27 protein-coding genes are annotated in these 24,451 nt (G+C 58.0%); 7 read left to right on the top strand and 20 right to left on the bottom strand.

What is annotated here, in order from left to right:
• Positions 1-35: 35 nt before the first annotated feature.
• Entirely contained in the window at positions 36-4,637 is a 4,602-nt protein-coding gene (traA, locus tag C6558_RS26745; protein ID WP_107027954.1) for a Ti-type conjugative transfer relaxase TraA, read from the bottom strand.
• Between the two features lie 190 nt (positions 4,638-4,827).
• Between traA and C6558_RS26740 the strand changes: the two genes are divergently transcribed.
• The 3 genes from C6558_RS26740 to traG all read left to right on the top strand — a co-directional run bounded on the left by C6558_RS26740 (position 4,828) and on the right by traG (position 7,251).
• Positions 4,828-5,028 carry a TraC family protein gene (locus C6558_RS26740; RefSeq protein ID WP_107027953.1) on the top strand — a complete coding sequence of 67 codons (201 nt, stop codon included), beginning with the start codon at positions 4,828-4,830 and terminating at the stop codon, positions 5,026-5,028.
• A 73-nt stretch (positions 5,029-5,101) separates the two neighbouring features.
• On the top strand, positions 5,102-5,314 hold the full coding sequence (locus C6558_RS26735) for a conjugal transfer protein TraD (RefSeq protein WP_057214376.1): 213 nt from the start codon (positions 5,102-5,104) through the stop codon (positions 5,312-5,314).
• A 14-nt stretch (positions 5,315-5,328) separates the two neighbouring features.
• Positions 5,329-7,251, top strand: coding sequence for a Ti-type conjugative transfer system protein TraG (gene traG, locus C6558_RS26730; protein WP_107027952.1), 1,923 nt, complete (start codon positions 5,329-5,331; stop codon positions 7,249-7,251).
• 71 nt (positions 7,252-7,322) lie between these two features.
• Here the strand turns inward: traG and C6558_RS40385 are convergent, their stop codons facing one another.
• The 15 genes from C6558_RS40385 to C6558_RS41735 all read right to left on the bottom strand — a co-directional run bounded on the left by C6558_RS40385 (position 7,323) and on the right by C6558_RS41735 (position 18,871).
• Positions 7,323-7,469: a hypothetical protein gene (locus C6558_RS40385; protein WP_164474988.1), complete on the bottom strand. Its 147-nt coding sequence runs from the start codon at positions 7,467-7,469 to the stop codon at positions 7,323-7,325.
• A 352-nt stretch (positions 7,470-7,821) separates the two neighbouring features.
• Positions 7,822-8,166 (bottom strand): DUF2958 domain-containing protein, encoded by a 345-nt coding sequence (locus tag C6558_RS26720; RefSeq protein WP_057215300.1) that lies wholly within the window; start codon positions 8,164-8,166, stop codon positions 7,822-7,824.
• A gap of 71 nt (positions 8,167-8,237) precedes the next feature.
• Complete coding sequence (locus C6558_RS26715; RefSeq protein WP_057215297.1) at positions 8,238-8,561, bottom strand: DUF736 family protein; 324 nt, start codon at positions 8,559-8,561, stop codon at positions 8,238-8,240.
• A gap of 521 nt (positions 8,562-9,082) precedes the next feature.
• On the bottom strand, positions 9,083-9,292 hold the full coding sequence (locus C6558_RS26710) for a dodecin (protein WP_057206335.1): 210 nt from the start codon (positions 9,290-9,292) through the stop codon (positions 9,083-9,085).
• A 310-nt stretch (positions 9,293-9,602) separates the two neighbouring features.
• On the bottom strand, positions 9,603-10,598 hold the full coding sequence (gene virB11, locus C6558_RS26705; RefSeq protein ID WP_057224245.1) for a P-type DNA transfer ATPase VirB11: 996 nt from the start codon (positions 10,596-10,598) through the stop codon (positions 9,603-9,605).
• 10 nt (positions 10,599-10,608) lie between these two features.
• Positions 10,609-11,781: a type IV secretion system protein VirB10 gene (virB10, locus tag C6558_RS26700; RefSeq protein WP_107027950.1), complete on the bottom strand. Its 1,173-nt coding sequence runs from the start codon at positions 11,779-11,781 to the stop codon at positions 10,609-10,611.
• Positions 11,778-12,650 (bottom strand): P-type conjugative transfer protein VirB9, encoded by an 873-nt coding sequence (virB9, locus tag C6558_RS26695; protein WP_107027980.1) that lies wholly within the window; start codon positions 12,648-12,650, stop codon positions 11,778-11,780. Before virB9 ends, virB10 begins: the two co-directional genes overlap by 4 nt.
• A gap of 5 nt (positions 12,651-12,655) precedes the next feature.
• The gene (locus tag C6558_RS26690) at positions 12,656-13,327 is read right to left on the bottom strand and encodes a virB8 family protein (RefSeq protein WP_057206329.1); all 672 of its coding nucleotides are present in this window, start codon (positions 13,325-13,327) and stop codon (positions 12,656-12,658) included.
• A complete protein-coding gene (locus C6558_RS26685; RefSeq protein ID WP_347369219.1) occupies positions 13,324-13,521 on the bottom strand; it encodes a hypothetical protein in 198 nt (65 codons plus the stop codon). Before C6558_RS26685 ends, C6558_RS26690 begins: the two co-directional genes overlap by 4 nt.
• Before the next feature lie 134 nt (positions 13,522-13,655).
• Complete coding sequence (locus C6558_RS26680) at positions 13,656-14,588, bottom strand: type IV secretion system protein (RefSeq protein ID WP_084815208.1); 933 nt, start codon at positions 14,586-14,588, stop codon at positions 13,656-13,658.
• Between the two features lie 142 nt (positions 14,589-14,730).
• Positions 14,731-15,423 carry a P-type DNA transfer protein VirB5 gene (gene virB5, locus C6558_RS26675; RefSeq protein WP_082523513.1) on the bottom strand — a complete coding sequence of 231 codons (693 nt, stop codon included), beginning with the start codon at positions 15,421-15,423 and terminating at the stop codon, positions 14,731-14,733.
• Positions 15,423-17,789 (bottom strand): VirB4 family type IV secretion/conjugal transfer ATPase, encoded by a 2,367-nt coding sequence (locus tag C6558_RS26670; RefSeq protein WP_107027949.1) that lies wholly within the window; start codon positions 17,787-17,789, stop codon positions 15,423-15,425. The genes virB5 and C6558_RS26670 overlap by 1 nt, the downstream gene beginning before the upstream one ends.
• Before the next feature lie 3 nt (positions 17,790-17,792).
• Positions 17,793-18,119 carry a type IV secretion system protein VirB3 gene (locus C6558_RS26665; RefSeq protein WP_057224327.1) on the bottom strand — a complete coding sequence of 109 codons (327 nt, stop codon included), beginning with the start codon at positions 18,117-18,119 and terminating at the stop codon, positions 17,793-17,795.
• A gap of 5 nt (positions 18,120-18,124) precedes the next feature.
• Positions 18,125-18,421 carry a TrbC/VirB2 family protein gene (locus C6558_RS26660; RefSeq protein ID WP_057206323.1) on the bottom strand — a complete coding sequence of 99 codons (297 nt, stop codon included), beginning with the start codon at positions 18,419-18,421 and terminating at the stop codon, positions 18,125-18,127.
• A gap of 12 nt (positions 18,422-18,433) precedes the next feature.
• Complete coding sequence (locus C6558_RS41735) at positions 18,434-18,871, bottom strand: hypothetical protein (RefSeq protein ID WP_371412303.1); 438 nt, start codon at positions 18,869-18,871, stop codon at positions 18,434-18,436.
• Between the two features lie 54 nt (positions 18,872-18,925).
• Here C6558_RS41735 and C6558_RS41730 point away from each other — a divergent pair, with 54 nt between their 5' ends.
• Positions 18,926-19,075, top strand: coding sequence for a hypothetical protein (locus tag C6558_RS41730; protein WP_337797716.1), 150 nt, complete (start codon positions 18,926-18,928; stop codon positions 19,073-19,075).
• A 52-nt stretch (positions 19,076-19,127) separates the two neighbouring features.
• On the opposite strand, the gene C6558_RS41725 is transcribed toward C6558_RS41730, so the two are convergent.
• Positions 19,128-19,637, bottom strand: coding sequence for a hypothetical protein (locus C6558_RS41725; protein ID WP_371412306.1), 510 nt, complete (start codon positions 19,635-19,637; stop codon positions 19,128-19,130).
• A gap of 98 nt (positions 19,638-19,735) precedes the next feature.
• Here C6558_RS41725 and C6558_RS26645 point away from each other — a divergent pair, with 98 nt between their 5' ends.
• The gene (locus tag C6558_RS26645; protein ID WP_057206320.1) at positions 19,736-20,089 is read left to right on the top strand and encodes a MarR family transcriptional regulator; all 354 of its coding nucleotides are present in this window, start codon (positions 19,736-19,738) and stop codon (positions 20,087-20,089) included.
• A 113-nt stretch (positions 20,090-20,202) separates the two neighbouring features.
• Here C6558_RS26645 and C6558_RS26640 read toward each other — a convergent pair whose 3' ends face one another.
• From C6558_RS26640 to C6558_RS26630, 3 genes are all read right to left on the bottom strand, one after another.
• A complete protein-coding gene (locus C6558_RS26640; protein WP_107027947.1) occupies positions 20,203-20,580 on the bottom strand; it encodes a hypothetical protein in 378 nt (125 codons plus the stop codon).
• The gene (locus tag C6558_RS26635; protein ID WP_107027946.1) at positions 20,561-21,844 is read right to left on the bottom strand and encodes an aminotransferase class I/II-fold pyridoxal phosphate-dependent enzyme; all 1,284 of its coding nucleotides are present in this window, start codon (positions 21,842-21,844) and stop codon (positions 20,561-20,563) included. Before C6558_RS26635 ends, C6558_RS26640 begins: the two co-directional genes overlap by 20 nt.
• A 177-nt stretch (positions 21,845-22,021) precedes the next feature.
• A complete protein-coding gene (locus tag C6558_RS26630; protein WP_057224230.1) occupies positions 22,022-22,750 on the bottom strand; it encodes a response regulator transcription factor in 729 nt (242 codons plus the stop codon).
• Between the two features lie 149 nt (positions 22,751-22,899).
• Here C6558_RS26630 and C6558_RS39740 point away from each other — a divergent pair, with 149 nt between their 5' ends.
• Positions 22,900-23,115 (top strand): hypothetical protein, encoded by a 216-nt coding sequence (locus tag C6558_RS39740; protein WP_128090507.1) that lies wholly within the window; start codon positions 22,900-22,902, stop codon positions 23,113-23,115.
• 2 nt (positions 23,116-23,117) lie between these two features.
• On the top strand, positions 23,118-23,351 hold the full coding sequence (locus C6558_RS26625; protein ID WP_057206315.1) for a hypothetical protein: 234 nt from the start codon (positions 23,118-23,120) through the stop codon (positions 23,349-23,351).
• The last annotated feature ends 1,100 nt before the right edge of the window (positions 23,352-24,451 follow it).

Raw genomic sequence — 24,451 nt, 5'->3', positions numbered from 1 at the left:
AGACGGGTCACCCGGTCCCAAGGCGAACATTTAGTCTAGCGCGGGCTTCGTGCCTGGTTGATCGCGCGGCGCTGGCTCTCGACGCTTGCCTCCTCTGCTTCGTAGGCGCCGGTGGCGGGCAGAAGCCCGCGGATACGATGGCGCATCGCCTCAAACGCCGCCCATTGCGACTTCGGCACCATTTTAATCGCATGTCTGTCGCCGCGGGTGAGTGCTCCCGGTCCGAAACGTGCATCGAGCGCCTTGCGGACAGTCGCGAACTCCGCACGGATCTCCGGATTAAGCGCCCGAACCTTCCCCGCGAGATGCTTCGCATTCTTCGCCGTCTGTTCCGTTAAACGGCGGAGCTCACTCTCAGCTTCTTTGGTCAACCCTGGTATAGCGACACTCATGCGGTTTCGTTCATTCTTGACCGCCAACAGCTCCGCCTCGTAGGCGGCGGCGTAGGAGCATCCCATGGCGCGAATGGAGGCGGCAGCGATATTGACATACTGTATTGCTTCCCGACGCTCTCGTCCTGCTGCCAGGAGCCTCTCCAACACCCTGTCCGAGCCACGCAAGGCGCCATAGGCGGCGGGATCAGCGACAATGGCATGCACAATGCGTTCGGGGTCGATCTTCATTGTTACAAGGCTCTCGATCGTCGCAACCGCGGTGGCCGGATCGCGCCAGATCCGAACTGCGTCTCGCCCGAGTGCCGCTCTCTCCTGCCTGTAATGCTGGGCCTCCACCGCCCTGAGCCGCGCCTCATCCTCCACACTGACCTTGAATTCGGTTACAGCTGGCAACATTGGCAAGCGCGCGACCGAATACTGCGGAGCAAATGCTGCCGGTGCGATGAGTTGAGCGGGCTCGTGTTTTTCTATCATGCGCTGCTCCGCCGCAAACCGTCTAACGACCGAAAACAGCACAGTCAGTTCGGCCTGCCTTTCCTCCACCATGCTTTCCGGAAAACGCATCGCCGTATCGCGCTTAGCGAAGCCATCTGCCTTGTCGGAAAACGCAAGCCATCCGAACCGACGGGTCAGGGCATCGTCGATGGCCTTGACCTCCTGCACTACTGAGCGATCCTCCGTGGCGATCCGGAAAGCGGATCGATAAGCCTCATCTCCCCCTTTCTCCCAGGCCGTTTCGATCTCCAAAAGCCGCGCTCTTGCATTTTTGGAAAGTGCCGGAACAACGAAGCTCATATGCGATCTGCGCATTCGCTCGCGGTTGAGGAAGCGCTCTTCTTGGCTACGAAACTCCGTCGCCAGAGCTCGCGCCAAAAGCGCGAGCTCTGGCACAGCTGACAAGGTCGCCGCCCTCTCCTTCCTGGCCGCTTGACCGTCGACAAGGTTAGCGCCGCCACGCAGTTTCCCGAGTGCTTTCGGGAATCGAATAAGCCGGTCTGCGATCAGCTGCGGATCCTTGGCGGTATTCGAGGATTGTTCGTTCAACCCCGCAAGCGCGGCCGCCGGATCGCGGTAAATCCGCTTGAGCAAAGGCATGATGATCGCTTCCTGCTCCGCCCAGGCAGGTGATGCGAGGTGCGCAAGTCGAGCATCTTCCTCGAGTGTCCGCGAGAACGAAATCGTTGCCGGGAGTAATTCTGGATTCTCATCCGCACTGACCTTAGGAACCTGCCGCCTGGCTGCACTGCTGCTTGCCTCAATGCCTTCGGCATGCTCAGCCGCAATATCAAGCGCGGAGTTGGCGCGTTGCCATAGTCTAACCACTCGACCACGCTGATCGGAAAGCCAGCTCAGCGTACGATCCGCCTTCTCAACAAGACTCCAGCCAGACACTACCTCAATTCCGCGACGCTTCGCGAAGTCCTCTGCCAGTGATCGGTATGCATCCTCCGTCACGTAATCGAGCGTGGTCGTTTTTCCGCCCGAACGCGAGAGCCGTTTAACCAGCTGCGGAAATAAGTCCGGCAAACGGTTTTCCTTGGCAATCCGTCGTTGTCGGTCCTCTGCTTTTTCGATCAGACCCGCTCTCCAGATGTTGCGCTCGACAACACGCTCTTCGATGCGTCTTTTGCCAGTGTCTTCATCGTTGACTGGAACCTTGACCGTGACCTTCTCTGTTCCATCCTTTCGAAGCATTACGGTGTCGCCAACCTGCACCCCGCCATTCTTCAGCGCCTTCGGCAGACTGACGCCCCACAGACGATGGGTCATTCCATCTTCAATACGAAGATCGGCATAGGGACTTGGACCAACATCGTCGCGCGGTCGAAACGTCGCAATTCCTGTTTCGACAAGCTCGCCGCTAACCCCGTCGGTGTAGTCGGCACGCGGCGCTCTGTCGCGTTCCCGCCTCCGCTGGAAATCCTCCGCAGCGACATAAAGATCGACGCGATCGCGGTGGCGGGTCATCGCGACATACGTCAGATGCTGGTCCATCATGCCGGTCGCCAGCACGAAGGCGCGATGAAAAGTCGAACCCTGACTTTTGTGGATGGTCGCGGCGTACCCATGATCGACATTGCGATAGGTATCCTCGGCAAAAACGACATCGCGTCCATTGTCGAGCCGCACCGTGAGCAGCGCCGTCCCGCTTCCGGCTGCCGTCGAGCAAACCGTCCCGAGCATGCCGTTCTTCACGTGCTGAACAGTAAGGTTCTTGGCATGCGGCGCGACGAACCGGGCATTTTCGAGAAAGATGATCCGATCACCAACCGCGAACTCCCGCATACCGCGCTCGGTCAGGAACGGCCGGCTGTCCGACAACAATCCATCCGTCGAAAGCACATTGCGAATAGAACGGTTCAACACCTTCACGTCGTCATTGGTATGCGCAAGTACAGTCAGTTCGTCGCCACGAAGTTTGCGACCTTCCGCCCTGGCGTTCACTACCAATTCGCGATGTGCAGCTGTCCAGTCTACGACGATGCGCTCGATGGCAGCCTGACGGGTCTCGGCGCTAACGATATGCCCGCGTTCGCCATAAGCGGCAAGCGCCGCTTTCACATCGCCGCGGGCAAATTGCTTGGAGGCCGTACGCGCCCATTCCTCTTTCTGCCGCCGGACACCGGCCAGCTCTGCAGAGTTGATGCGCTCGACAATCGCTCGGAAAGCCGCACCGGCCTGAATCGGCTGAAGCTGCATCGGATCACCAATGAGCACCGCCTTTGCGCCCGCGACCTCGATACGCTTCAACAAACGCCCCATTTGTTGTGACGACACCATTCCGGCCTCGTCTACGACCAGCACATCCCCTTTTCCGAGAAGATCGTTACCTCGCTCCCAGGCACGTTCCCAGGAGGCGATGGTGCGGGCGAGAATACCGGAACTTTCCTCCAATCCCTCAGCAGCCTTGCCGGCCAGTGCCGCACCGACGACACGCCGCCCCTCATTTTCCCAAACAGTACGGGCGGCACTCAACAATGTCGATTTACCGGCGCCGGCCACACCGACGACCGCGGCAATTGCGCCACCGGCGGTAACATGCCGGACGGCATCGATTTGCTCTGTTGCGAGCCGAACACCACCGGCAGACATTTCAGATTCAATTGATGTAACGGCAGCGTCAACGCGGGACTTAGAGACACCGAAGCCTTTCATCTTCGACAACTTAATTGCCAAGCGTGCCATTTCATATTCGGTTCGGACCAGAGCGCGCGTCGTGAACACCGCCGGACACTCTACTTTGCAGGTTTCACTGTTTAGCCGTTGCGGCTGCAGCATCACCAGATCGTCCGATGCCATCAGTCTGGCGCGTATATTGGCAAAGACGATCGGATCGTCGATATAACGATGCAGCGCGCGGGCGATATCCCTCTCGTTAAAGGTCGATCGCTCGATGGCGAGTTGCTTGAGCAACAAGGTCGGATCATCCGTGAGCCGGTCGGCAATCTCATAGCGCTTGGCCAATGCAGTCGGTGAAAAATAGGATTCGATGCCTTTACGAACAAGCGCAGCACGATCCGGACCGAAATGCCGTTGCTCCAGTCCGCGAAGTCCTTGTTCATCGTAGGAACGACCATCAAGGCGGAAGTCATGACCGGCAAGCGCCAGATGGCGGCTTGCCGTTTCCGCCCAGGCAACCTTCCACTCCTTCATCGCTTCCTTGTCGCCTGCCCACAGCCGATAAACGATTTTCCCCTCAGGTCGGTCGGGCGTTTTGACGCGTACCGGTTGGCCGTCTTCACCGACGATCGCGACTTTCTTCGGCCCGAACCCCTCCTCGGCCAAAGGGCGCAGCGTTGCCATAATATGAACATGCGGATTGCCGTCCTTGTCGTGATAAACCCAATCGGCGACCATTCCCCGCGACGTGAGGTTTTCCCGCACGAAGTCGCGCACAAGTTCGATGTTCTCCTTGCGGTTTAATTCCACCGGAAGCGCGAGAATGATCTCGCGGGCAAGCTGCGCATCGCAGCGCGTCTCGAAACGGTCGACCGCGTTCCAAAGCACTTTACTGGCACCAGCGACCGTCCGCCCATCTATGGCCGCCTTCAGCCATGCGGGTGTTTCGGCGGGCAAAGCAAGTTCTTCATGCGCCAGTTCCGCAGCATCGCCATAGTAGCGGAATTCCTTGCCGATCTGTTCGTCCATCATCTTGGTGCGATGACGATAGGCAGCTGCAGAGATGATACTGCGTCCGGCACTCCGGCTGATCACCTGAGCCCTCACAAACATGATAGCCAATTCAGGTCAATCTCCCCTCCCAAGCGCGTCGCAACTGCGACGTATATTGCGCCATACGCCTACTTAGTAGGACTTCATGATTCATCTTTGGCTCGGAGTTTCATTTTCCAATACCTCATTTCCGACGATTTGACTAGGACATTTAAGATAGTATAATCGAATCTCGCTGGAGACAGAGGAAGGACGAAAAGTGCGCTCAAAAACAACCATTTCGGAAATCGATGCTCAAATCGAAGCACTGCGGGCGAAACGCAAGAACCTGCTGTTTAAAGCCAACGAGCGTTTCGCCCGGATGGCGCAGAAAGCCGGTCTCGCCGAACTCGACATTCCCGACAGCGAGCTCGACGCCATTTTTGCAGAGATCGTCACGCGATTTCGCGAAAGGGTCTGAGGGGCCGACGGTCCATCCGCTTAGGCGGCTTGACCAGCGGATTGTATTTCTCGAACGGAAGCTGCAACGCAGGATGACTCAAGAGCGCAAGCGCGAAACCCGCGAAAAGATCATCCTCGGCGGATTGGTCATCAAGGCAGGCTTAAGGAACGCCGATCGGGCGTTTCTGCTCGGAGCGCTGATCGAGGCGAGCCGGGTTCCAGTCGGGGCGGCGGAGCATGATCGGCTATGCGCCCTCGGTGCGAAGGCCTTTCGGGCGGAGGCCCGCGCACTGATCAAACTATAAACAGAGAGTGCGGGATGGCGGCGAAACGACGACTCAGCCCGATGGTCCTGCTGGCACTCGTGCCAATAGCAGTGAGCCTCGCGACTTTGCTTATCACAGCTTACAAGTGGCCGACGATGGCGACTATGGTTGCGCCCGAGTATGCCTATTGGTTCATGCGTGCGTCCCCGATTCCCAATCTTTTCTTTGGACCGATTTCGGGGCTCATTACTGTGGCAATCTTGCCTCTGCACCGGCGCAGACCGATCGCGCTTGTCAGTGTCATCACGTTTCTCTGCATTGGCGGATTTTACGGTGTGCGGGAACACGCCCGACTGTCCCCCTTCGTTCAGACTGGAGTGGTCAGCTGGGCAGCGGCGTTTTCCTATCTCGATCTCTACGCAGCCGCAGGCGCAATCGGCGGCTTTGCCATCGTGGCGATCTCCGCCCGTATGTCCATAATCATCGGTGGACCGGTAAAACGAGCCCGGCGGGGCACCTTCGGCGACGCCGACTGGCTGTCTATGTCTGCCGCCGCCACTCAGTTTCCGGCGGATGGCGAAATCGTCATTGGCGAGCGCTACCGGGTCGATCTCGAGACGATCCACCGTGTCCCCTTTCGGCCTGACGACCGGTCAACCTGGGGGAAAGGCGGCAAGGCACCGCTGCTCACCTATAGGCAAGATTTCGATTCCACTCATATGCTGTTTTTCGCTGGTTCAGGCGGATACAAGACCACGAGCAATGTTATTCCGACAGCGTTGCGCTATACCGGACCACTGATCTGCCTCGATCCCTCGACCGAAGTAGCGCCGATGGTTGTTGCCCATCGGCGAACGAAGCTCAAACGAAACTGCATCGTACTTGGCCCATCCAATCCCGCTTGGGGCTTCAACGTCCTCGACTGGATTGAAACCTCGAAATCCAAGGAAGAGGACATCGTCGCGGTTGCTCACATGCTTCTGTCGGAAAGCTCTCGGATCGAAACATCGACGGGGTCATATTTCCAGAACCAGGCGCACAATCTTCTGACAGGTTTGCTGGCGCACATCATGCTCTCTGCGGACTATGCCGGCCGTCGCGATCTTCGCAGTCTGCGCCAGATTGTTTCCGAGCCCGAACCGTCAGTCCTGGCGATGTTGCGCGACATTCAGGAAACATCGCAATCGGCCTTTGTCCGCGAGACGCTGGGCGTCTTCACCAATATGACGGAACAGACTTTCAGTGGCGTCTATTCTACCGCGTCGAAGGATACACAATGGCTATCGCTCGACGACTATGCCGCGCTCGTCTGCGGGACGGCATTCAAATCGGGTGATATCGTCAAGGGCGCGATCGACGTTTTCCTGAACATTCCCGCCTCGATCCTGCGCAGCTATCCGGGCATTGCCCGCGTCATCGTCGGTTCACTGATCAATGCCATGATCCAGGCCGACGGGGCCTTCGACCGCCGCGCACTCTTCATGCTCGATGAGATTGATCTTCTCGGCTTCATGCGCGTGCTCGAGGATGCCCGCGACTACGGCCGGAAATACGGCATCACGCTGATGTTGATGTATCAATCGGTCGGCCAGCTCGAAAAGCACTTCGGCCGTGATGGCGCGACCTCATGGATCGATGGATGCGCCTTTGCATCCTATGCGGCAATCAAGGCGCTCGACACGGCCCGGAACGTTTCCGCTCAATGTGGCGAAATGACCGTTGAGGTCGAGGGCCGGTCCCGCAATATCGGCGGGAGCAGCTCTGACAAAGCTTCAAGGCGGTCAGAGAGTGTCAGCCTTCAGCGCAGACCGCTGATTATGCCGCACGAAATCATCCAGTCGATGCGCAAGGACGAGCAGATCATCATTGTCCAGGGTCACAGTCCGTTGCGTTGCGGACGGGCGATTTATTTCCGGAGAAAAGACATGAATGCGGCGGTCGAACCCAACCGGTTCGTCAAGGCACCGGCGACCTGAACGATCACATCCTGTCACCGCTCGGCGATACGTCCAAAAGATTGCGGTCGAAGCAAGATGACGCACGGCCACTATTTTGGAGGCGGGTCATCGGTGTTGCGACGGACGAGTTCCTGCCGTGCCGCTTCCAGTTCGGCTTCGATCTGGTGGCGCTCCTCGGCGTCCGGGCAATACTGCAATTCAGCGCGCAGTTCCTCGATGTGCTGTTCGATCGTCATCGTCATCTCCTTGAATTTGTGAAAGATGACGCCGTCGGTCATGAGGGGTCGGAAGGGGTCAAGGCTCGCGTCACGCGACCGGCGGAGCCGGCGCGCGGAGGAGCCGATTTTGCCGCTTGCGGCAAAATTGGAGGGGCCGCGCGGCCTTGAAGCGTTCCGGCCCCTCATGGCATCCTGACACTTCTGAGCAGACAGGGTGGGTTGGGTATGCCACCCAGAATGTGCAGGCACCTGGCTGACCTCGCTTCTGACAAGATCCGGTTAGAGCGCCACGAGTTGCATTTCGCCAATGACGACAAACAAACCGGGACCGTAGCCTGCCGACTACGGCCCCTCCTGGCTATATACTCAGCTAGGCGACGATCCGGCTGGCTGCAGTAGCGACTTTGGCATAGGCCGAAATTGGCCGGTCCGCTTTAAAGGTGAGGTCCCTTTCGACGCGCAGGCCAAGGCGGCCGCGAACGGATTGGATCTCCGAGAGAAGAACGGAACCGAGTTCGGGAAACCCGACGCCGAGGTCGCAGAGCCCGAAGAGCAGATCGGGGTCCTCCGGTTCGGCAGCAGCGATCAACCATGTGGCGGCCGCGTCGGGCGTAAACAGTTTGACGAGCGGAAGCGGATCGAAGTCTGGATCGCGTTGGAAGCGTCGACCGTTGGTGATGAGGGCCGCGCGGATTTCCTCGGTGATGAGGCGCATTGGTATTCTCCAAGATGAAGGGGTTGGACGGAGCGGCCCCGCGATCACCGCGGGGCCGGAGTATGCGACGCTCAGGCTGGATCATTCCACAGGATGACCTTGCGGTTCGCCTCGCCGCCCGGTGCCGGTGCGACATTGCCGAAAATCACGCCGATCTCGGGCGCTTCGAGCTTGACCGAGAGGTATTCCTCGCCGGTGCGCTGCGAGTTCCGGTACCAGCCGGCGCCGATCTCGAAGCCGGTGCGGCGGTGGATGATGCGATAGTCAGGGGCGCCTTCGCTTGTCTTCTGCCCATTCGGGATGAGGGCGATCGGGGCGTTGACCTTAATGGTGGCGAAGAGACCTTCGAGGGTGCCGTCGGTCTTTTCGGTAAGGGTTGCGATCGTGGTGGCCATGGTGCTGTCTCCTTCGGTTGCTCGGGAACCATTCCCGATGGCGCCCGAAGAAGGGGCCGAGCCGCAAGTGTCACCGCAGCGAAGCGGAGGGAAACCCCTTGCGGGTTGACGCTGGACGCGGCCGGTCCCTTAGAAAGGCGACATCGAGAACGGGAATGGTTTCCGACGCGAGCGATCGAGGAGACGCGTGGTTCGTGCGCGCCATCGCACACGGGCGTTCAAAAACCGGCAGCGCGGGTTTCATGGGGCTGGAACCTCATGAGCAACGCTATCGCCCGCAAATAGTGCAGGGTTGGGAGGCCGCTGCGCGTTCGTCATTAACCGAGACAGCCGACGGACTGGCTCGCAGGATCCGCGAAGGTCCGCGAGCTGCCGAAGATCATGCGGATCTCGGATGCTGTCCGGTTTGACCGAGAGGTATAGTTCGCCGGTATGCCGTAACGGTAGCCGCGGCCTCCACGAATACCCGATCGACAAGCGGAGACAGCTTGTACGTCGGCACAGATAAATGGCCTAGCGTGTCAATCGTCGATCCGAAATCCGACCTTCACAACCACCTGATAGCACGCCACCGCCCCATCCTTGATCTGTCCCCGGATTTGATCCACCTCGAACCATTCGAGATTTCTCATTGTTTTAGAGGCCCGCATAATCGCCGTCTCGATTGCCTCGGTCACCGAGACTTTCGAACTACCGATAAGTTCCACCTTCTTGTAGACATGGTCGCTCACGTTATCCTCCCGTATAGGTTCAGGCTACGCTTGGCTTCAAAAGGGCTCGAGGGCACCGCTCGACGGGGTTGCTGCTCAATAGAGCGGGCATCGTCACACCGACAACGCTGCGCCAAGGGACTGCTTGCATGCACAGCGAACCCAACGATCCGGCAATACCGGGTTGCTGTCAAACAATGTCAGAGGCAAAGGCCACCGCGAGCCGGAGATCAATCGGGCCGCGCAATCCTTAGAGGACTTGCGGCGCCCCTCGTCATGAGGGGCTTGGTGAGACGGATGATAGCACCCCGGGGCGCTGTGGCGGAGGACACTATGCCGAGCGACTTAGCCATATCTCTGTCACCCGGAACTTGCCCTCCACCCGTTTGCATTGAATGACCACATCGACCATCATCTTCAAGAGGTTGCGGATATCGTCGCGGGCGAGATCCTGCCCGCCGTCGGATTCCTTAACGAGGAGGGTCAGCTGCTCAAACGCGAGGGCCGCCGAGTCAGCGTGCACAGTGGTGATGGACCCTGGATGTCCGGAGTTGATATTTCGGATGTAGTAGAAAGCCGTGCCGTCGCGCAGTTCCTGCAGCAGGACACGATCGGGACGCATCCGCAGGCTTGACTCCAGCAGTTCCTTGGGACCGATTTTCGCAAGGCCCTGTTCACCCTTCGAATAGAACAGTCGAACGTGGTTTGGTTGCGGAATGACCAGCTCGGCTGTATCCTCGATTGTGATAATGCGCTCGAACGTCGGAATGTGCTGGATCAGCGCCTTCGACAGCGTGGTTTTACCCGAGCCGGTCGCCCCGGAAATAATGATGTTCTTCCGGGCGACAACCGATTGCTCCAGGAACGCCGCATAGTTTCCGGCTTCGTAAAGCTTAGACAGCCTTCTGTCCGGACAGTCGGCTCGATCACCCGCCGCGGCGGTCACGGTAAATAGTCCTGCTGCGTCGAGGCCGCCTAACGACAAGGACACCGATGAGGGTTTGCGAATGGTGATGCTCACCGTGCCTTTTGTTGTCGCCGGCGGGATAACAATCTGAATGCGCTCGTCGTCCGGAAGAGTTGCTGAAAGGATCGGCCTCGCCTCGTCGATCGCCTGATGCGAATGACTGGCAACCGCGCGGGCAAGACGCATCAATCTGTCGAAGGTCAGTTCCGCAACGTCAAAGCGCGACCAGCCAGCGGACCCTTCGGCCAGGACTTCGCCCGGCCGGTTGATGACCACCTCATAGAGTGTGGGGTTTTGCAGCAACCCGGCGATCGGCTGGAGAAGCTGGCGCACGACAGGCGCGTCGCACGTTCCCGTCACGCGCTGATCCTCATTTCGTTACCACGCGCGCGCGTTTGCTGAAGTCGCCGAGAACAGAACGTTCGAGAACAGTGCTACGTGGTTCGGTCACCCGCAATTCGTAGATCCGGGAAAAATCGAGATCACGCGCCACGAAAATCGACACGAGCTCGCCCTGGCGCTTGTATAGCGTCGGGACAATATTGATCGATTGCTCGACGGCGATCGCTGCCGCTTGCCTGCCGGCGCTCGTCGTACCCTCCACGCCGACGTCCTGATCTTGTAATTGCCTTCCCCCAAAGCTCGCCACATCACCAACGATCGACAGGAGCAAAGCACTGCCAAAGCGCTCCCACCAATGACTGTCGACATGCCCGTCAAAACCGGTGCGACCGAGCGCATCGGTTGCGGGTGAAGCAAGCGCAATGATGACACCGGTTGGCGTTTTCGCACGGTTCCAGAGGACGAAGAGCCGCTTCTGGCCGCGCCGCAGACCGCCGCGGTATTCGCCGACAACTTGTGTGCCCTTCTCCATCAGCACCACGCGGCCGTTATCCGAAAATACGTCGCGATTGATGACACAGCTCGCGAAGCCAGGCTGGTCAGAAGACAGCGCCGTTTCGAGCACGCACGGGATCGAAGTCCCCATCGCGACGATATAGTTCCGGTTGCCGAGATGTCCGGCGCGCGAACCTTCGAGCCGTGTCGGTTTCAGCATGCGGTCGAAACGCTGATCTTCGTTCTCGCCTCCCTCGCCGCCAAGCGCGCCATTAATGGGCAGATAGGTCGAAGCTTGATCCGGCGGTGTTTGCGTGTATTCGGAACGGCGATCGATCCCTTGGCCTGCGTTGAAGGCCATGACTGGGGCTCGCCGGGCAGATTCCAGAAGCTCGTCCTTTTCGGGTTCGGTGGGCGCTTCGGCGACAACCGGCGTTGGCAATTTGACTTCGGGCAATGGCTCCACCGTCTTTGGCTCCTCTTTTGCCGGCTCGAAGTCCGTCGCTTGCCGGATGACCACCCGCTCCTCACGCTCGGCATTCGGGTCAAGGGTCTGCGAACGCATCGACCACAGCCCGAAGCCGATGAAGGCGAGGATAGCTGCGACAACGGCGCCGCGTCTGAGAGCCGGGTTGCTGTCGAACCCTTGGGGAAGCTGGGCATGTCCGCGTTCGCCGGGTATCGTCGTTGGAACATCGTCTGTCATTGTGCGTCTCTTTGGGCTGTGTCCTCATCTGCTGCCTTGACGACCCTCTCCACCGATGGAGAGGTCGTATGTGTCCCGGGGTTGTCAGCGCCAAGAGTATGGGCCTCGTTGAAGACGCAGATCACATCCGTTCCACGACGCAGGATGAACTTGCGGCTGATGGCATGAACGAGCACGAGACCACCGGAGATGGATTTTGAGACGAGACTTTCGGTTCCGTCGGAGCTCTCAAGGTAGATTGCCGGGATCTCCCGATTGTCGCCGAAGACAAAAGTTGTAAGCTTGCCGTTGTCGTAAACGGCCTGCGGTTCGATCGCGGCAGATCCTTGCACCGAATATTGCCAGTTGCGCGGGCCATATTGCTCATGGAGCGCCAAAACGTCATTTGCAGCATCGGCTTTCTCCGCTTGGCCACGGGCCTGCGCTTCCAGGCGCCGGCGCTGCGCCTCGTCAGTGGGATAGCGGTACTTCACATAGAAATAGGTATCTTGTCCGGCAGCAACGGAGCCGTCGCGCACTGTAAGCTCCATCTGGTAGCTGCGCTTTGAGCCATCTCGTCTTGTCGTGACTATGGAGATGTTGGTGATCGGCTGGTTTTCGCGCGGTTTTAGGAACAGAATATTGCCGGCTGGCGCCACCTCCCAGGCTACCGAATTGCCAAGCGCCACATGCGCGATCTCCTCATTGGGCGCAAACTCCACCTGAACCGACGAGCGCAGCGTGCCGACGATGCGGGTGATGTTGTACGGCTGGTAGTTGACGAAACGAACACGGTTGTCCTGCCCGGCGCCGCTCGGAATATCGAGGGCCAAGGCTGGATGAAACACCGTTGTGACGGCGACAAGGGCGGCAAAGACTGGCAATGAAATTGTCTTCAATTGATCGCCTCCGGATCTGCCCGATAATCACTGACGACGAAGCCAAGCGGATTGACCAGCCGGTCGGTCGAGGAGACCGGGGCATTGACATAGGAATAAGTGAGCGTCGCCACCCAATGAGTTGTGCGCACATCGTCTGCCCGGGTGATGGTGCTGAGAAAGCGCACCGACACGACGTTTGCGTTGATCAGGGAGATCGACTTGATCGTGACTTTCACCGTCGAACCGCGCCCGTAAACATTTTGTGGGGAGTGGGGATTGCTGCCGCGGTAAAGGGTGGCAAAGCGCATCTGCTCGGGTTGCGCCGACAGGAGTGAGACGGTCTCGAAATTCTCCTTGGCCTCCGACCAAACATAGCCTTCGCGCGCCCTGACATAGCGCGCAGCAAAATACTTCGTCACCGCTTCGTCGTAGCTTCCAGCCCCCGAGGTCAGGGCCGATACCACGTCGACAATACCGGTCGAATTGTCGACACGCACGACGAATGGCACGGCCGTCTTTAATGGCGCGAGCGCAGCGACGGCAAAGACGGCGGCGCAGGCAACGAAACTTGCAACAATCGCAATAGTCCAGGCAATTCGTGCCGAACGTTCGACGCTTATCAAGCGATCCTGATCGAAACGGCGCGCCCTGTCGAAATAGGCCTTCAAACCATCCGGGGTGATCATTGGCGCCCCAGCGCCTCGGCGCATTTGCGATAGGACGCGCGTTCGTCAAACTCCTCGAAGGCCGCGGGAACAGGCTGTTCACGCAGGTAACCGAGCGGTTTTGCGGAACGCTGTTTGCCGCCCTCCCATTGCCACATTGAACGGTTGAGCGGACGTTTGGCGTATCCGTCGCATTTCGGGAGATGAGACGTCATCGTGTTGCATCCGCTGACCAGGGCCAACAATAGGAGGCAGAAGACAGTTCGCGGCATATCGACCGGTGTCCTTTGTTCATCCGTAAAGGGGTCGCAGCGCCGTTAAGGCACCTTGCTGGAAGAGCATCGGCAGGTCACGACGTGTCGTGTGCCGACAAGCGGCGAACGGCGGCGTGCATACCGCGTCGCGCGATGCGCTGGACAGCGACTGCTCCGGAGGTGAGCGTACTCTCATGCGCATCGCGTGCCGCAGAGTAGCCATAGGTCAGCGACGCACCACCGGCAGCAAGGGATGCTGCGATACCGGGGAGCTGATAAAAGACATAGAGGCTTGCGATCCCAATGGCTCCGATCGCTATCGGCCGCATCAAGACGTCCTCGTAGGCTTCGACGGTGGTGAACGACGTGTCGAGCGTCGTGATCAGCAGCGAGCCGACCGCAACGACCAGGATCTGTAAGATAACGAAATTAACCAGTTGGCCGATCCAGGCTTCGGTGAAGCGCCGCGTGCTCTGAAACATCGCCAGTGCAATGAAAATGGGACCGAGTGCCAGAATGATGGCGAGTGCGACGCGGGCATAGAGGGAGACGATATAACCGATTGCAGCGACGACGAATGTAATGACGACCATCAAGAGGCCACCGAACGCGGTCGCGATGTCGAGCGGCCAAGAGCTTCTGTTCCAGATTTGGTTGGCCGACGCCTGCCCCTTGTCGAGCAGTGCATCAAATGTCGACGCACTCGGTACGGTGCCGGTGTTGAGCGCCGTGGAGATTTCCTGCGGCAGACTGGTGAAGAATAGATCAGTTACAAACGCCCGATAGTCGGCAGCATCGCGCACGAGCATCACCAAAATGCCGAGCTTGATCGCGCGGTAGGCAAACTCCAGCACAGGCGTTTCGATGGACCCTCTGAGAACCAGATAGCCATAGAGGACGACATAGAGCACGAGGGCCGCCGTCAACGGCCCCGCCACCCACGTGCTGATGTTGGATGTTCCGGAAGAAATGAAACTCTCAAGTGGAGCCTTGAATTGATTGTCGAGGAAAGCAAAGACCTGGTACATCCGCCTTAGCCCCCAAACGCCTTGTTCGTTCGCTCGAGCCGAGCCTTGCCACGGACCGCCTCGGCCAAGCGGTTCAATTCGGTGAGAACCTCACCGTGCAAGCAGGCGGCGGGCAACAGCAGACGGGTCGGCATCGACGTTGTCATTTGAGTGCGGCTCCCATTGCGTCCATCCGTTTGCGCCAGTCTTCGGCCTGGCGTTGCAGATCAACCTGAACCTGCGCTTGCTGGATCATCTGCAGTGCCTGCATGCGCAGGGTGTCCGTCTCGAGAAAGGCGGTTTCGGCAAGCAGCCGGGCCTGAAGGTCTGCTATGTCCTTGGCGTCTCCGGCCGCGGCAATCCGTTTGCGCAACTCGTCGATGCCATCGATGCGCTTGGTTGCCGCGTCATAGATCTGCTGCCCGAGGCTCATCTGACCGGCGTTGCGGTTCTGCATACGAGCAAGTTCTGAGGCGTAGAAATCGTTGGCGCTGGTTTTATAGATGCTGTTGTCATCGAGGAACCTCGTGGCGGAATCGCCAAAGGCGCCGGCGCCTGAGCCCTTCAGCAGCCCTTGGACGGCTGAGAAATCGTCGGGTAGTGCGTTGCGGATCGCCGGATCGTTCAAGATGGTTGCGATATCAGCCATATCGGTCAGCTTGTTCAGGGAGCCGTAAAGCTGCTGCGCCTGATCAAGCTGCGCCTTCATCGTATCCAGTTGCTTGGTCAACTGGGCAATGCTCTCTATGTGTTTGGCGATTGCAGCGTTATCGACAACCGGGATCCCCTGCCCTGAGGTCCCTGTTGCATAAAGCACTGCGGCTGCAGCGATCATCGCTGTCATCTTCCTGATCATCAGCTTTTACTCCTCATTTGCTGGAACAGCGGCAACCAGGCGGACGGATCGTCTCCTACGTCCGCACGGATACGATCCCCCAGTTCGACATTGGCGGTGCGCCCGGACAACACGGCGAGTTCATCGTCGAAGCCTGCGAGATTGAGTTCGGCGACAACACTGTTGTGGCCCTGCTTGACGATAAACCGCCTCGCATCGTTGGAGAGTGCACACGATATCAGTTCGAACTCACGCTCCGTCAGCTTGAAACCATCGACATAATCGGCATGACTTCCACGCGCATTCGGCATGAATAGCTGTGTCGGGCATTGTTCGATGATCGTATGTGCAATCGGTGAACCGATAGCGTCGCGTGGGCTTTGCGTGGCAAACAGCATCAATCCGTTCTGCTTGCGGATTGTCTTCAGCTTGTTTTGGGCAAGATCGCGGAAGGCCTCGTCGGCAAGCGCCTTCCAGAATTCGTCGACGACGATGATGATCCGGCGACCGTCGATCAACTGCTCGACCCGATAAAACAGATAGGCCATCAGTGGCGTGCGGATTTCCTCATTGTCGAGAAAATGCGTCATGTCATAGCCGAGGAACTTCGCGCCGATGCCTATGTCGTCGGCCTCATTGTCGAACACCCAGCCAAGCGGCCCACCTTTTTCCCAGCGACGCAGGCGCGCCGCTATGCCCTCGGGATCGGTGTTGTCAAGGAAAGCACGCAGCGCCCCTATGGTGCGCTCATCGCGCGAAAGGTCAGCAATTCCCTCGATGGCGCCGGCAATATCGCGGACTTCGGTAACGGAAAGCTCACGCGCCTTCGAGCCGACAAGCTTCGCGATCCATTGGGACAGAAAGACCTTGTTCTGCGGCGTGAGCTCAAGACCCTTAAGTGGTGCGCATCCGGTTGGCGCACCATTTCGCAGCGGCAGATAAATCCCGCCTGCGGCGCGCACGAACAGATCGGCGCCGCGGTCCTTATCGAAGAAGACAATATGCGGATCATGCTTCTGCAACTGGGAGAGCATGAAATTGACGACGACGGTTTTGCCCGATCCTGTCGGGCCGCAGACGAAAGTATTGCCGAGATCACCATGGTGGAAGTTGAAATAGAACGGCGATCCGGACGCGGTTTTCAGGAGAGCGACGGCGGGGCCCCATTCGTTACCGTGCTCCTGACCGCGGGGATAGGAATGGAAGGGCGAAAGAGCGGCGAAATTTTTGGACGTGATTGCGCCAGAGCGGGCCCGATAGCGAAAATTGCCCGGAAGCTGCGCCCACCAAGCTGCTTCGAGCCCGAGATCCTCACGGGCAACGACTGCACCCCCATTGGTGAGGTGCGCGCGCGACTTTGCCAGATTGTCATTGAGCTCGGTCACCGATGGCGCAAAGACTGCGAGCGTCAGATGATGTTCGCCCAGGGCGAACCGGTTTGATTCCAGATCGTCGAGGGCGTCTGCAAGCTCGTGCAGTTGTGAACTTGCCCTGTCGCCAGCGCTGACCATCTGGTTCTGCTTGCGCCCCATTATCACCTTGGCGTCGGCCTTGCTGACAAAGGCGAATGACTGAGTGAGGATGAGCTCGAACGGTGCCGTGAGCAGGTCATCAAGCATGCCAGTGCGGGTGCGCGCCGGGTACTCCTTGAACCCGAACATGCCGGCGAAACGGCTCGCGGCTTCATGTCGTATCTCGGCGGTTTCCCGGCCAATGATGACCCGGTCGGAGTAAATCGCTGAAGAAATGCGCCCTTGCGTAAGCGGGATCGGTTCTCGCCTGCCGCCGACCAGTTGATGGAGCACCTCACTCGGCTCGGAAAAGACAATGCCGTCGCGCTCATAGATCGATAAAATGCGTGGCGCGAAGCGCGCCAAGCCGGCTGAGACGTCGGTCGTCACGTCGACCAGATGTTTGAGGGCCTGGCGATCAAGTTCGAAGCCAGTGGCCCGTGCGGTCTTTAGCCTGGTCAGCAACGTTGCAATCTTGCGGGCAGGATGGCGGGCCGGATGCCACACCAGCGTCAGATAGAGATCGTTGCGAAAGAGATCCTCGCCAACCATCCTGTCGCGGTATTTTTGATTGAGGCTGGCGGAGAAGGCATTGGCATAAATGCCGTGCGGATAGTCATTGTCGCGGCGACGGATGACATGTGCCCATAGCGCCAACCGCTCATCGGCGATGTTGCGATAAAGCGTGTTGAGATCGCGGTGAAACGCATTGATATCGAGGGGATCAGCTGTTTCAAAAGCGATGCCTTCAAGGGCGATGACCGACATCAAAGCGCGAGAGTCGAGGCCAATGACGGTCTCATCGATATGACGGACGTAGGGAATAAAGGTTTCCGGTTCCAGTTCGCGGGCTTTGAACTTAGCAAGACTAGTCAAGGTCTAGATCCTCCCGGCCAAAACATGATCAAGGCGCAAGGGAGTGACAGTCGAGCCTCCCCACAGAATCGTGTTGCGCGCCCTGCCTCGCGTTTCAATGCAGGCAACGAGGACGCGAAACATATTATGGTCGTGCTTGACGAGTGCTTTGAAAGCGAGATGGAGAACCACGCCAACCAGGGCATAGACAATCGAGCCGGCGACGATGAACAGGATCGTCGTCAGCATCACGTTGATCGCCATCGCCTCCATCGTCACCCCGGCAACCATGATGGGACGCGTGCAAGCAAGTAATAGCGTGTCTTCCTCAACAGCAGCAGCGCGCGACATGAGCATCATCCGACGATCGTGTTGACCAGTTCGGTGGCGCCGAAGATGCCGCCGATACCGATGATCCAAAATCCTGCCTTGCGCAGATCCATGTAACCGAACATCCAGGAGATGCAGATGACTATGATGGCGATGACCGCGAGCAGGCGCGCGATATTGCCGGTCAGCATATCGACGATGTTCTGAAGCACGTTTTCAATGCCAGCGGCCTGGGCGAAGGCTGGTTCCATCATCGCCAAGGTCGTCGCTGCGGTGATCAATATCGACGCAGCAACAGGCTTTAGATGCGATCGTAAGGCCATTCGAAACTCCCTTTATTGTTTGGAAAAAACGACAACCGAAGAGCCCGCTTTCGAAGCGAATACATCCCAGTCATCCTGACCGCCGCGGGGCAACGGCTGAACCTCTTGTGCCTTTGCGGCTTCGCCGAGCGGGACGCCTTCATTCGGCATTGGGTCAATGTCGCCGCTACCCATTGCTCGGTGCGGCGACCGTGCCTGCCGCGTGACATCTTCCAGTTCCAGCTCGGACAGGCGTGGCTTCAACCGCTCCTTTTCTTTTTCGACACGGCGGTCGTATCCGACGATCTCACCGATCTTTGCATCGCCTCGACCGAAGTAGGCGCGCAGCGTGACGGCTTCGAGCTCTGTGCCTTCGAACCCCGCGCGGTCCGCAGCGATCCGGTATTGCGTCAGAAGGTGCGCCGTGGCCTTGAGGTTCTCGCACGGGTCAAAGCCATCGACGATGCTCATTCCCATGCTCGCAAGGTCAGACGGGCTTATGCCCCCGAGCCCGAGATCCACGCTATGGCCCTCGGCAATGAGCCTGGTCGCAATATCGGCGGCTTCGACGATATTGCGCGGCGGAGCGCCGAGCGGATGATCACTGTTGATACGGATCGCCAACGGCGCAATGCCGCTTTCAATGCTGACGACAGCCGCGAGGATCTCGCTTGAGATCGTCGGTGCGCAGGACTCAGCCAATTCGACGAATAGGACGGGCATCGGATCAAAACCACACACGTTGGGGCGCCACCCCATCAATCGTTAGGTCGACGAAGCGGGGGTGTTGGCGCACATGCGGCGGTTTCAGCCGGTACGCTACGCAGACGCGTCGTCCTTGTGCCCATTCCCATTGACCCGCCTGTCGCCCGTCCAGCCACCGCCTCGTACAACTGTCGTTGCCTGTTGGGACCGGCCGCAACGAAATGCATGTCGCTTCGCGGCCGCGGTCTCCGCTGCGCTGGCTCAGCCGATACCCAGCTTCGCAGTAATAGGGCTCATACCCCGGACGAGACGCTCGAAAACCGATACCGCTACAGACGGGGAAGGACCGCCCCTTCGCCAAATGTTTCCAAAGCTTGTGGATTGACGGCCGGCATTCCGCAAACTCGGTTGGGCCGCCAGGGTTCGACAGGCAAAGAAGGACTTCACATGCCCAATTATCCGCATAGGATTTAGTCTCGTACACGGCATATATTGCAATCGACAAAGAGCCGGATAGGACGATCTTAGAGATGCTGAAAACCATGCGAAAACCTCGCGGAGCAACTAGTGAGACCTTGGGGGAGCGATTTGTCAGATCGCCTGCGTGTCACAAAAATGACAGTTAAATCCATGCCAACGTCATTTGACGCCCGCTGGCAGAGCATTACGTTTTCGTCGCTCGCAATGAGCGAGATCATGGACAATCCGGTAGAGGGAGAGACCCCGCAGGCTCGCCTCAAGCAGCTGGGAATGCTGAGCCTGCTTTATACCTTGCACCTGGCCAACATCCCGCTGACACTGACAAACATCACGGAAAAGACAGGATTGACGCGGGGCGGAGCGGCAGAGCCGATCGACCAGCTGGTTGCCCGCGGCCTTTTGAGGGAAGGCTGGGCAAAGAACGCGCTCGGACGGGGCAAGGCCCGCGAATTCGAGATATCGGATACGCTTTTTGCGAGACTGAAGCAGGCCAGCTCGCCTTGAGCGGCAATAGACTTTTATTGATCATAGGCGATTCGCTCCATTGGATTGAGGCGGAAGCGGGCTGGCAGGGGCGGACTCACTGGCGTGAGAAATCCCATGCTTTGCGCATGTCGCTACACTGGAATTGAAGTTCGCCCTTGTTCACGATGGTGCGTCGACTGCAGGCGATCGAACTTGGCGGCATGCCACAGCAGCAAGGTCGGAAGCGTTGGGTGGATGGAACTAAGCTCCACGGCCAGAACGTCTTCGATCGCGATACGCGTGAGGAGGTCAATTGCCTCCACAAGCAGAAACAATCGATTGCCGCGCGCCCACATTGTGATCTTCCCGCCAGCTGCAAATTTGATGAGATCGCCATCGTCCGTCTGCAGCGGTTGGCCAAGTGCTGGACGTTCTGCCAGGCGTCTGACGACATATGCGGCGCCAGGAACCTCAATGCACAGCTCACTGGCGGTCGTGGGCAAGCCGAATTTAGCGTTGGAAGTCAGCATTTGATCCCACCCCCGCTTGCTCGAACTCTTCGAGGACGGCGACGATCGCTTCGCCGATTGCCTTGATATCGCCCTCGCTATGTCCCGCTGTCGGACATATGCGCAATCCGGCGCGTCCCTTTTGAACGGTCGGGAAGAAAATTGCCGATGTGTAGAAACCTCTATTCAGCAAAGTTCTCGCCGCCGCGATTGCTCTTAATTCGTCACCGATCTCGACTGTTCTTATCGGCAGCGAGGAGCCGCGCTGCTGCGTTGGGACGAGGCAGTCAAAAAGAGCAATTCGTGACTGCAGCTCAAGCTGCAGATTTTGGAGTTCCGGCGTGCGATGCAAGGCTTGGGATGCGAGTGCAGCGCCGATCGCTGCTACATTCAAAGATGCGGAAAATGCGTGAGCAACCCCGAACCTTCGAAAGAGCTGCTCCTGGTGGTCGTTGCCGAGCATCAGCAACCCGCCTGAGGCGCCAAAACCCTTGCCCAGAGATGCTGCAATAATCGTGCGGTCACCGAGCGAACCGTCAATCTGCGACCGGGCATAGCCTTCGCCGTTGCCTCCGAAGATGGAGATGCCGTGGGCGTCGTCGACATAGAGGAACAAGCCGTAACGATCTTGCAACTGGCGCAGTTGCTCGAGCTTGACACAACCTCCCATGGAATAGACGCCGTCGCAAATGTAGGCAACTGCAGGGTTTCTTTTACAAAGTGCCTCGAGCGCCTCGATGTCATTGTGCTCAATCGTTTCGACCTTGGTTTCACCAGCGAGCGTTCCCTTGTGGTAGGCAAGCGTCGCATGGGCGAGGCGGTCAAAAACCATCACGGGCTTGGCGCCACCTGTCAGGTGACCGGAAGCGATCAACGGAAGCGCGCTCATGTTTGCCGCCAGCACAGTGCTGAACGCAATCACGCGCGCATCGAACAACTCTGACAAGGCCATTTCGAGTTCACCGATGATCGCGAAATTGAGGCGCGTTCGCGCGCAAGACCAATGCAGGGCACCATAATTGATCAGCGCTTCGATTGCGCCATCGATAATTTTCGGATGATTATCGAGCCCTAGATAGGAGCAGCGCACGAAATCAACGACACGGCGCTCGCCTTCATGCGGTAGAACGACAGCCCGACCGACTGAAGGGCGCGCATAGAGCGCCATGAGTCCATGGAAATGCGCAGCATCGAAGTGGCTTCGCGAATGGCGGATGAGACTATCGGTATTCCGGCGAAGGCTCCTACTTGCGCCGTTCGGACCGGTTTTGGTGTTTATCGACATTTCGTGCCTCCAGAACATGAATTGAGTGGAGACTGGCTGTTGTAACGATCCTATTCAACGAAGCATTGTGCAAATATTTTTGAATCTTCTGCAAAATACAAAAAGAGTAGCTTAAATAATAACTCACATTTCACTGAATTATAAGATACTAAATTCAAGACAGACAGTATTACTAAATCAACCTTCGCCCATAGACGGCTTGAGTTCCACGACGTAGCCTGACGCCCTGACTGTGCGGATGAGATTGCCGCCGGTCAGGCGTCGCAGCGAACGACGCAGGTGGCCGATGTGCACATCGACGGTGCGCGACTGAACATAGAGGTTTGGCGGCCAGGCGACCTCGATCAATTGTTGGCGGGAGAAGACGTTGCCGGGAGCCTCGAGAAGCCGGCTCAACAACTTGAACTCGATTGGTCCGAGTTGCAGCTCGCGCCCTTCATATATCACCAGCCGCCGCCCCACCCGAACTTTCAATCCTCCAAATGCCAATGTATCCGCCAGCGTGTTCGTCAACGGCGGTTCTGTTGCCGCCGGCCGTGCGGCGAGTTTTGAAAGAGAATGAAGATAATTCAATAGCCTAATGGGCAACACGGGCCGAACGAAGTTTTCATCTACGCCGGCCTTCAAGAGATCCAGATAATGCCGCTCCTCGCCGGCTGCTACGAGGGCTATTGTTGGGATTGCGGCAGTGATCTCGTTGGATCTGATCGCCGCGGCTGTCCTTAAAGTCGATGCCGCGTCTGTGCCTGTATCCAGGATAATCACCTCCGGCTTCATCGCCGCTGCTTTCTCGACGACCTCTTCTTCACTGGCCAGCACGGTTCGGAAGCCATCGACGTTCAGGATGTGCGTGAGCAGGAGGTAGATGTCCACGTTGCGCGGGCAAATAAGGATCAGAGGTTTCATTGCGCAGCCTCCGCGGCTGTTCTTCGCTGGCGTTTCATCGTTGCCTCATGCTTTTGATGTCACAAACTAACTTACTATCAGAATCCACCAACTCGCTGCACCCCTCAAATTGTACTGTGTACTTCGCTATATGTTTGGATTTTGCAATAATGTTCGCAATCATTGATGCAACAAAAGATTGCCAAAGCCCGAGCTTTGCCGCTATCTTAGGGCTATCGATAGCCGACGAGGACAAGCGTTCGTTGTCGAATAATGTTGCCAGGGACGACACGATAAGAACCGCCAAGCGGCTTCTGTGGCTCACGGATACGGAGTTCCAACGTCCGGCAACATCAACATCACCTGCCGGACAGCAGGGAGATTGAGCTTGTCCAAAATTCTCGTTAAATCGTCCGGCATCAGCGATACGGCCGGTAAGGACGGCATCTGGAAAAATTTCAGAGCCGAGGAGGCGGTCACCGCCGCAATCGATCTTTATGGGCCGCAGGCCGCGACAGCCGCCGCTTATTGCGCTCTGGACGCCTGGACTGAGGCGCGTAGTGATGACTACAAATTCTGGTTTGGAGTATTTTCAACGCTGAAAGATCGCAAGACGACTTAGTGTGAGTGGAGAGTGCTCGCTGGATGGTGCAGGGAGGCACAGCGCTATTAGACGAATGCCGCCCTAGGCTGCCACCGGCTTCAGTGAGACGGTTGTGGCGGAGGATCGTGATGTCCTTCGGCAGGAAACCGAAGGCGTGGCCACTCACTTCCCCACTCTACGCCAGCTGCCCTCGCCTCTGCTTCCGAACAAAACCAGCGCACTCCGTATTGCGGAGAGATCTTTGTCTCGAGGCACTACGCTTGACCAGGAAGATGATGGGTGCGTGTGCTGTCGAGCGCTCAAGCTTGTCGTGCATTGGCTTCCTCGCATTGAAAACCCCAAGCTGCGCTCCATGTTTCTAAGTGAAAGCCACACTTAGGAGGAGTCTGCATGAGCCGGAATACCGTAATTGGCCTAGTCGTCGCAGGTGTGATCATCATCTTGGCGGTGATGTTCCTGATGCCAGGGACGAAGGACACTGCGACAGAAACGGCAACCCCGCCGGCAACCACTACGGAACCGTCAACAGCGCCGTCTACAACGACGCAGCCGTCGACAACTACTCCGTCCACCACGACCCCATCCACTACGGAGCCAACTACGACCGCACCGTCGACCACCACACCATCAACAACACCGTCCACTACCGAGCCATCGACAACGACGCCGTCGACGCAGCCATCCACCACCCAACCGTCAACCACAACGCCTGCGCAATAACAAAGGCGGCCGCTCGATCGTGTAAACAGGAGAGCGGCCGCACAATTGCGATCTCGCGAGATGCGCGCCATCACAACTGGAATAGCCCAAAGTGGCTATGCCTTAGTTTATTTCCCACTACATTAGACTTTAGTAGGATGACCGAACGCAAATCATCGGGAGGTCAACATGGAGCGTATAGAAACCGAAAAACTTGCTACTGAGGCAGCAACGAAAGTTTGGTCAGTAACCGATTTCTGCAAACGACACCGCCTCTGCTACGAGGAGGAGAAGAGACTTAGGTACCTATTCGGTCACTTTGCTACTGCCCGCGAGTTGCTACACAACGCAAAGCGCACGCCGAAGTGGCGGACCTGAGCAGCTGTCGAAGCAGGATGCGGGTGTTTGGTCTAGGTTTA

It is taken from the genome of Ensifer sp. NM-2 (assembly GCF_003024455.1).
Lineage (GTDB): Bacteria > Pseudomonadota > Alphaproteobacteria > Rhizobiales > Rhizobiaceae > Ensifer > Ensifer canadensis.
This window is presented reverse-complemented; position numbering and strand designations above follow the sequence as displayed.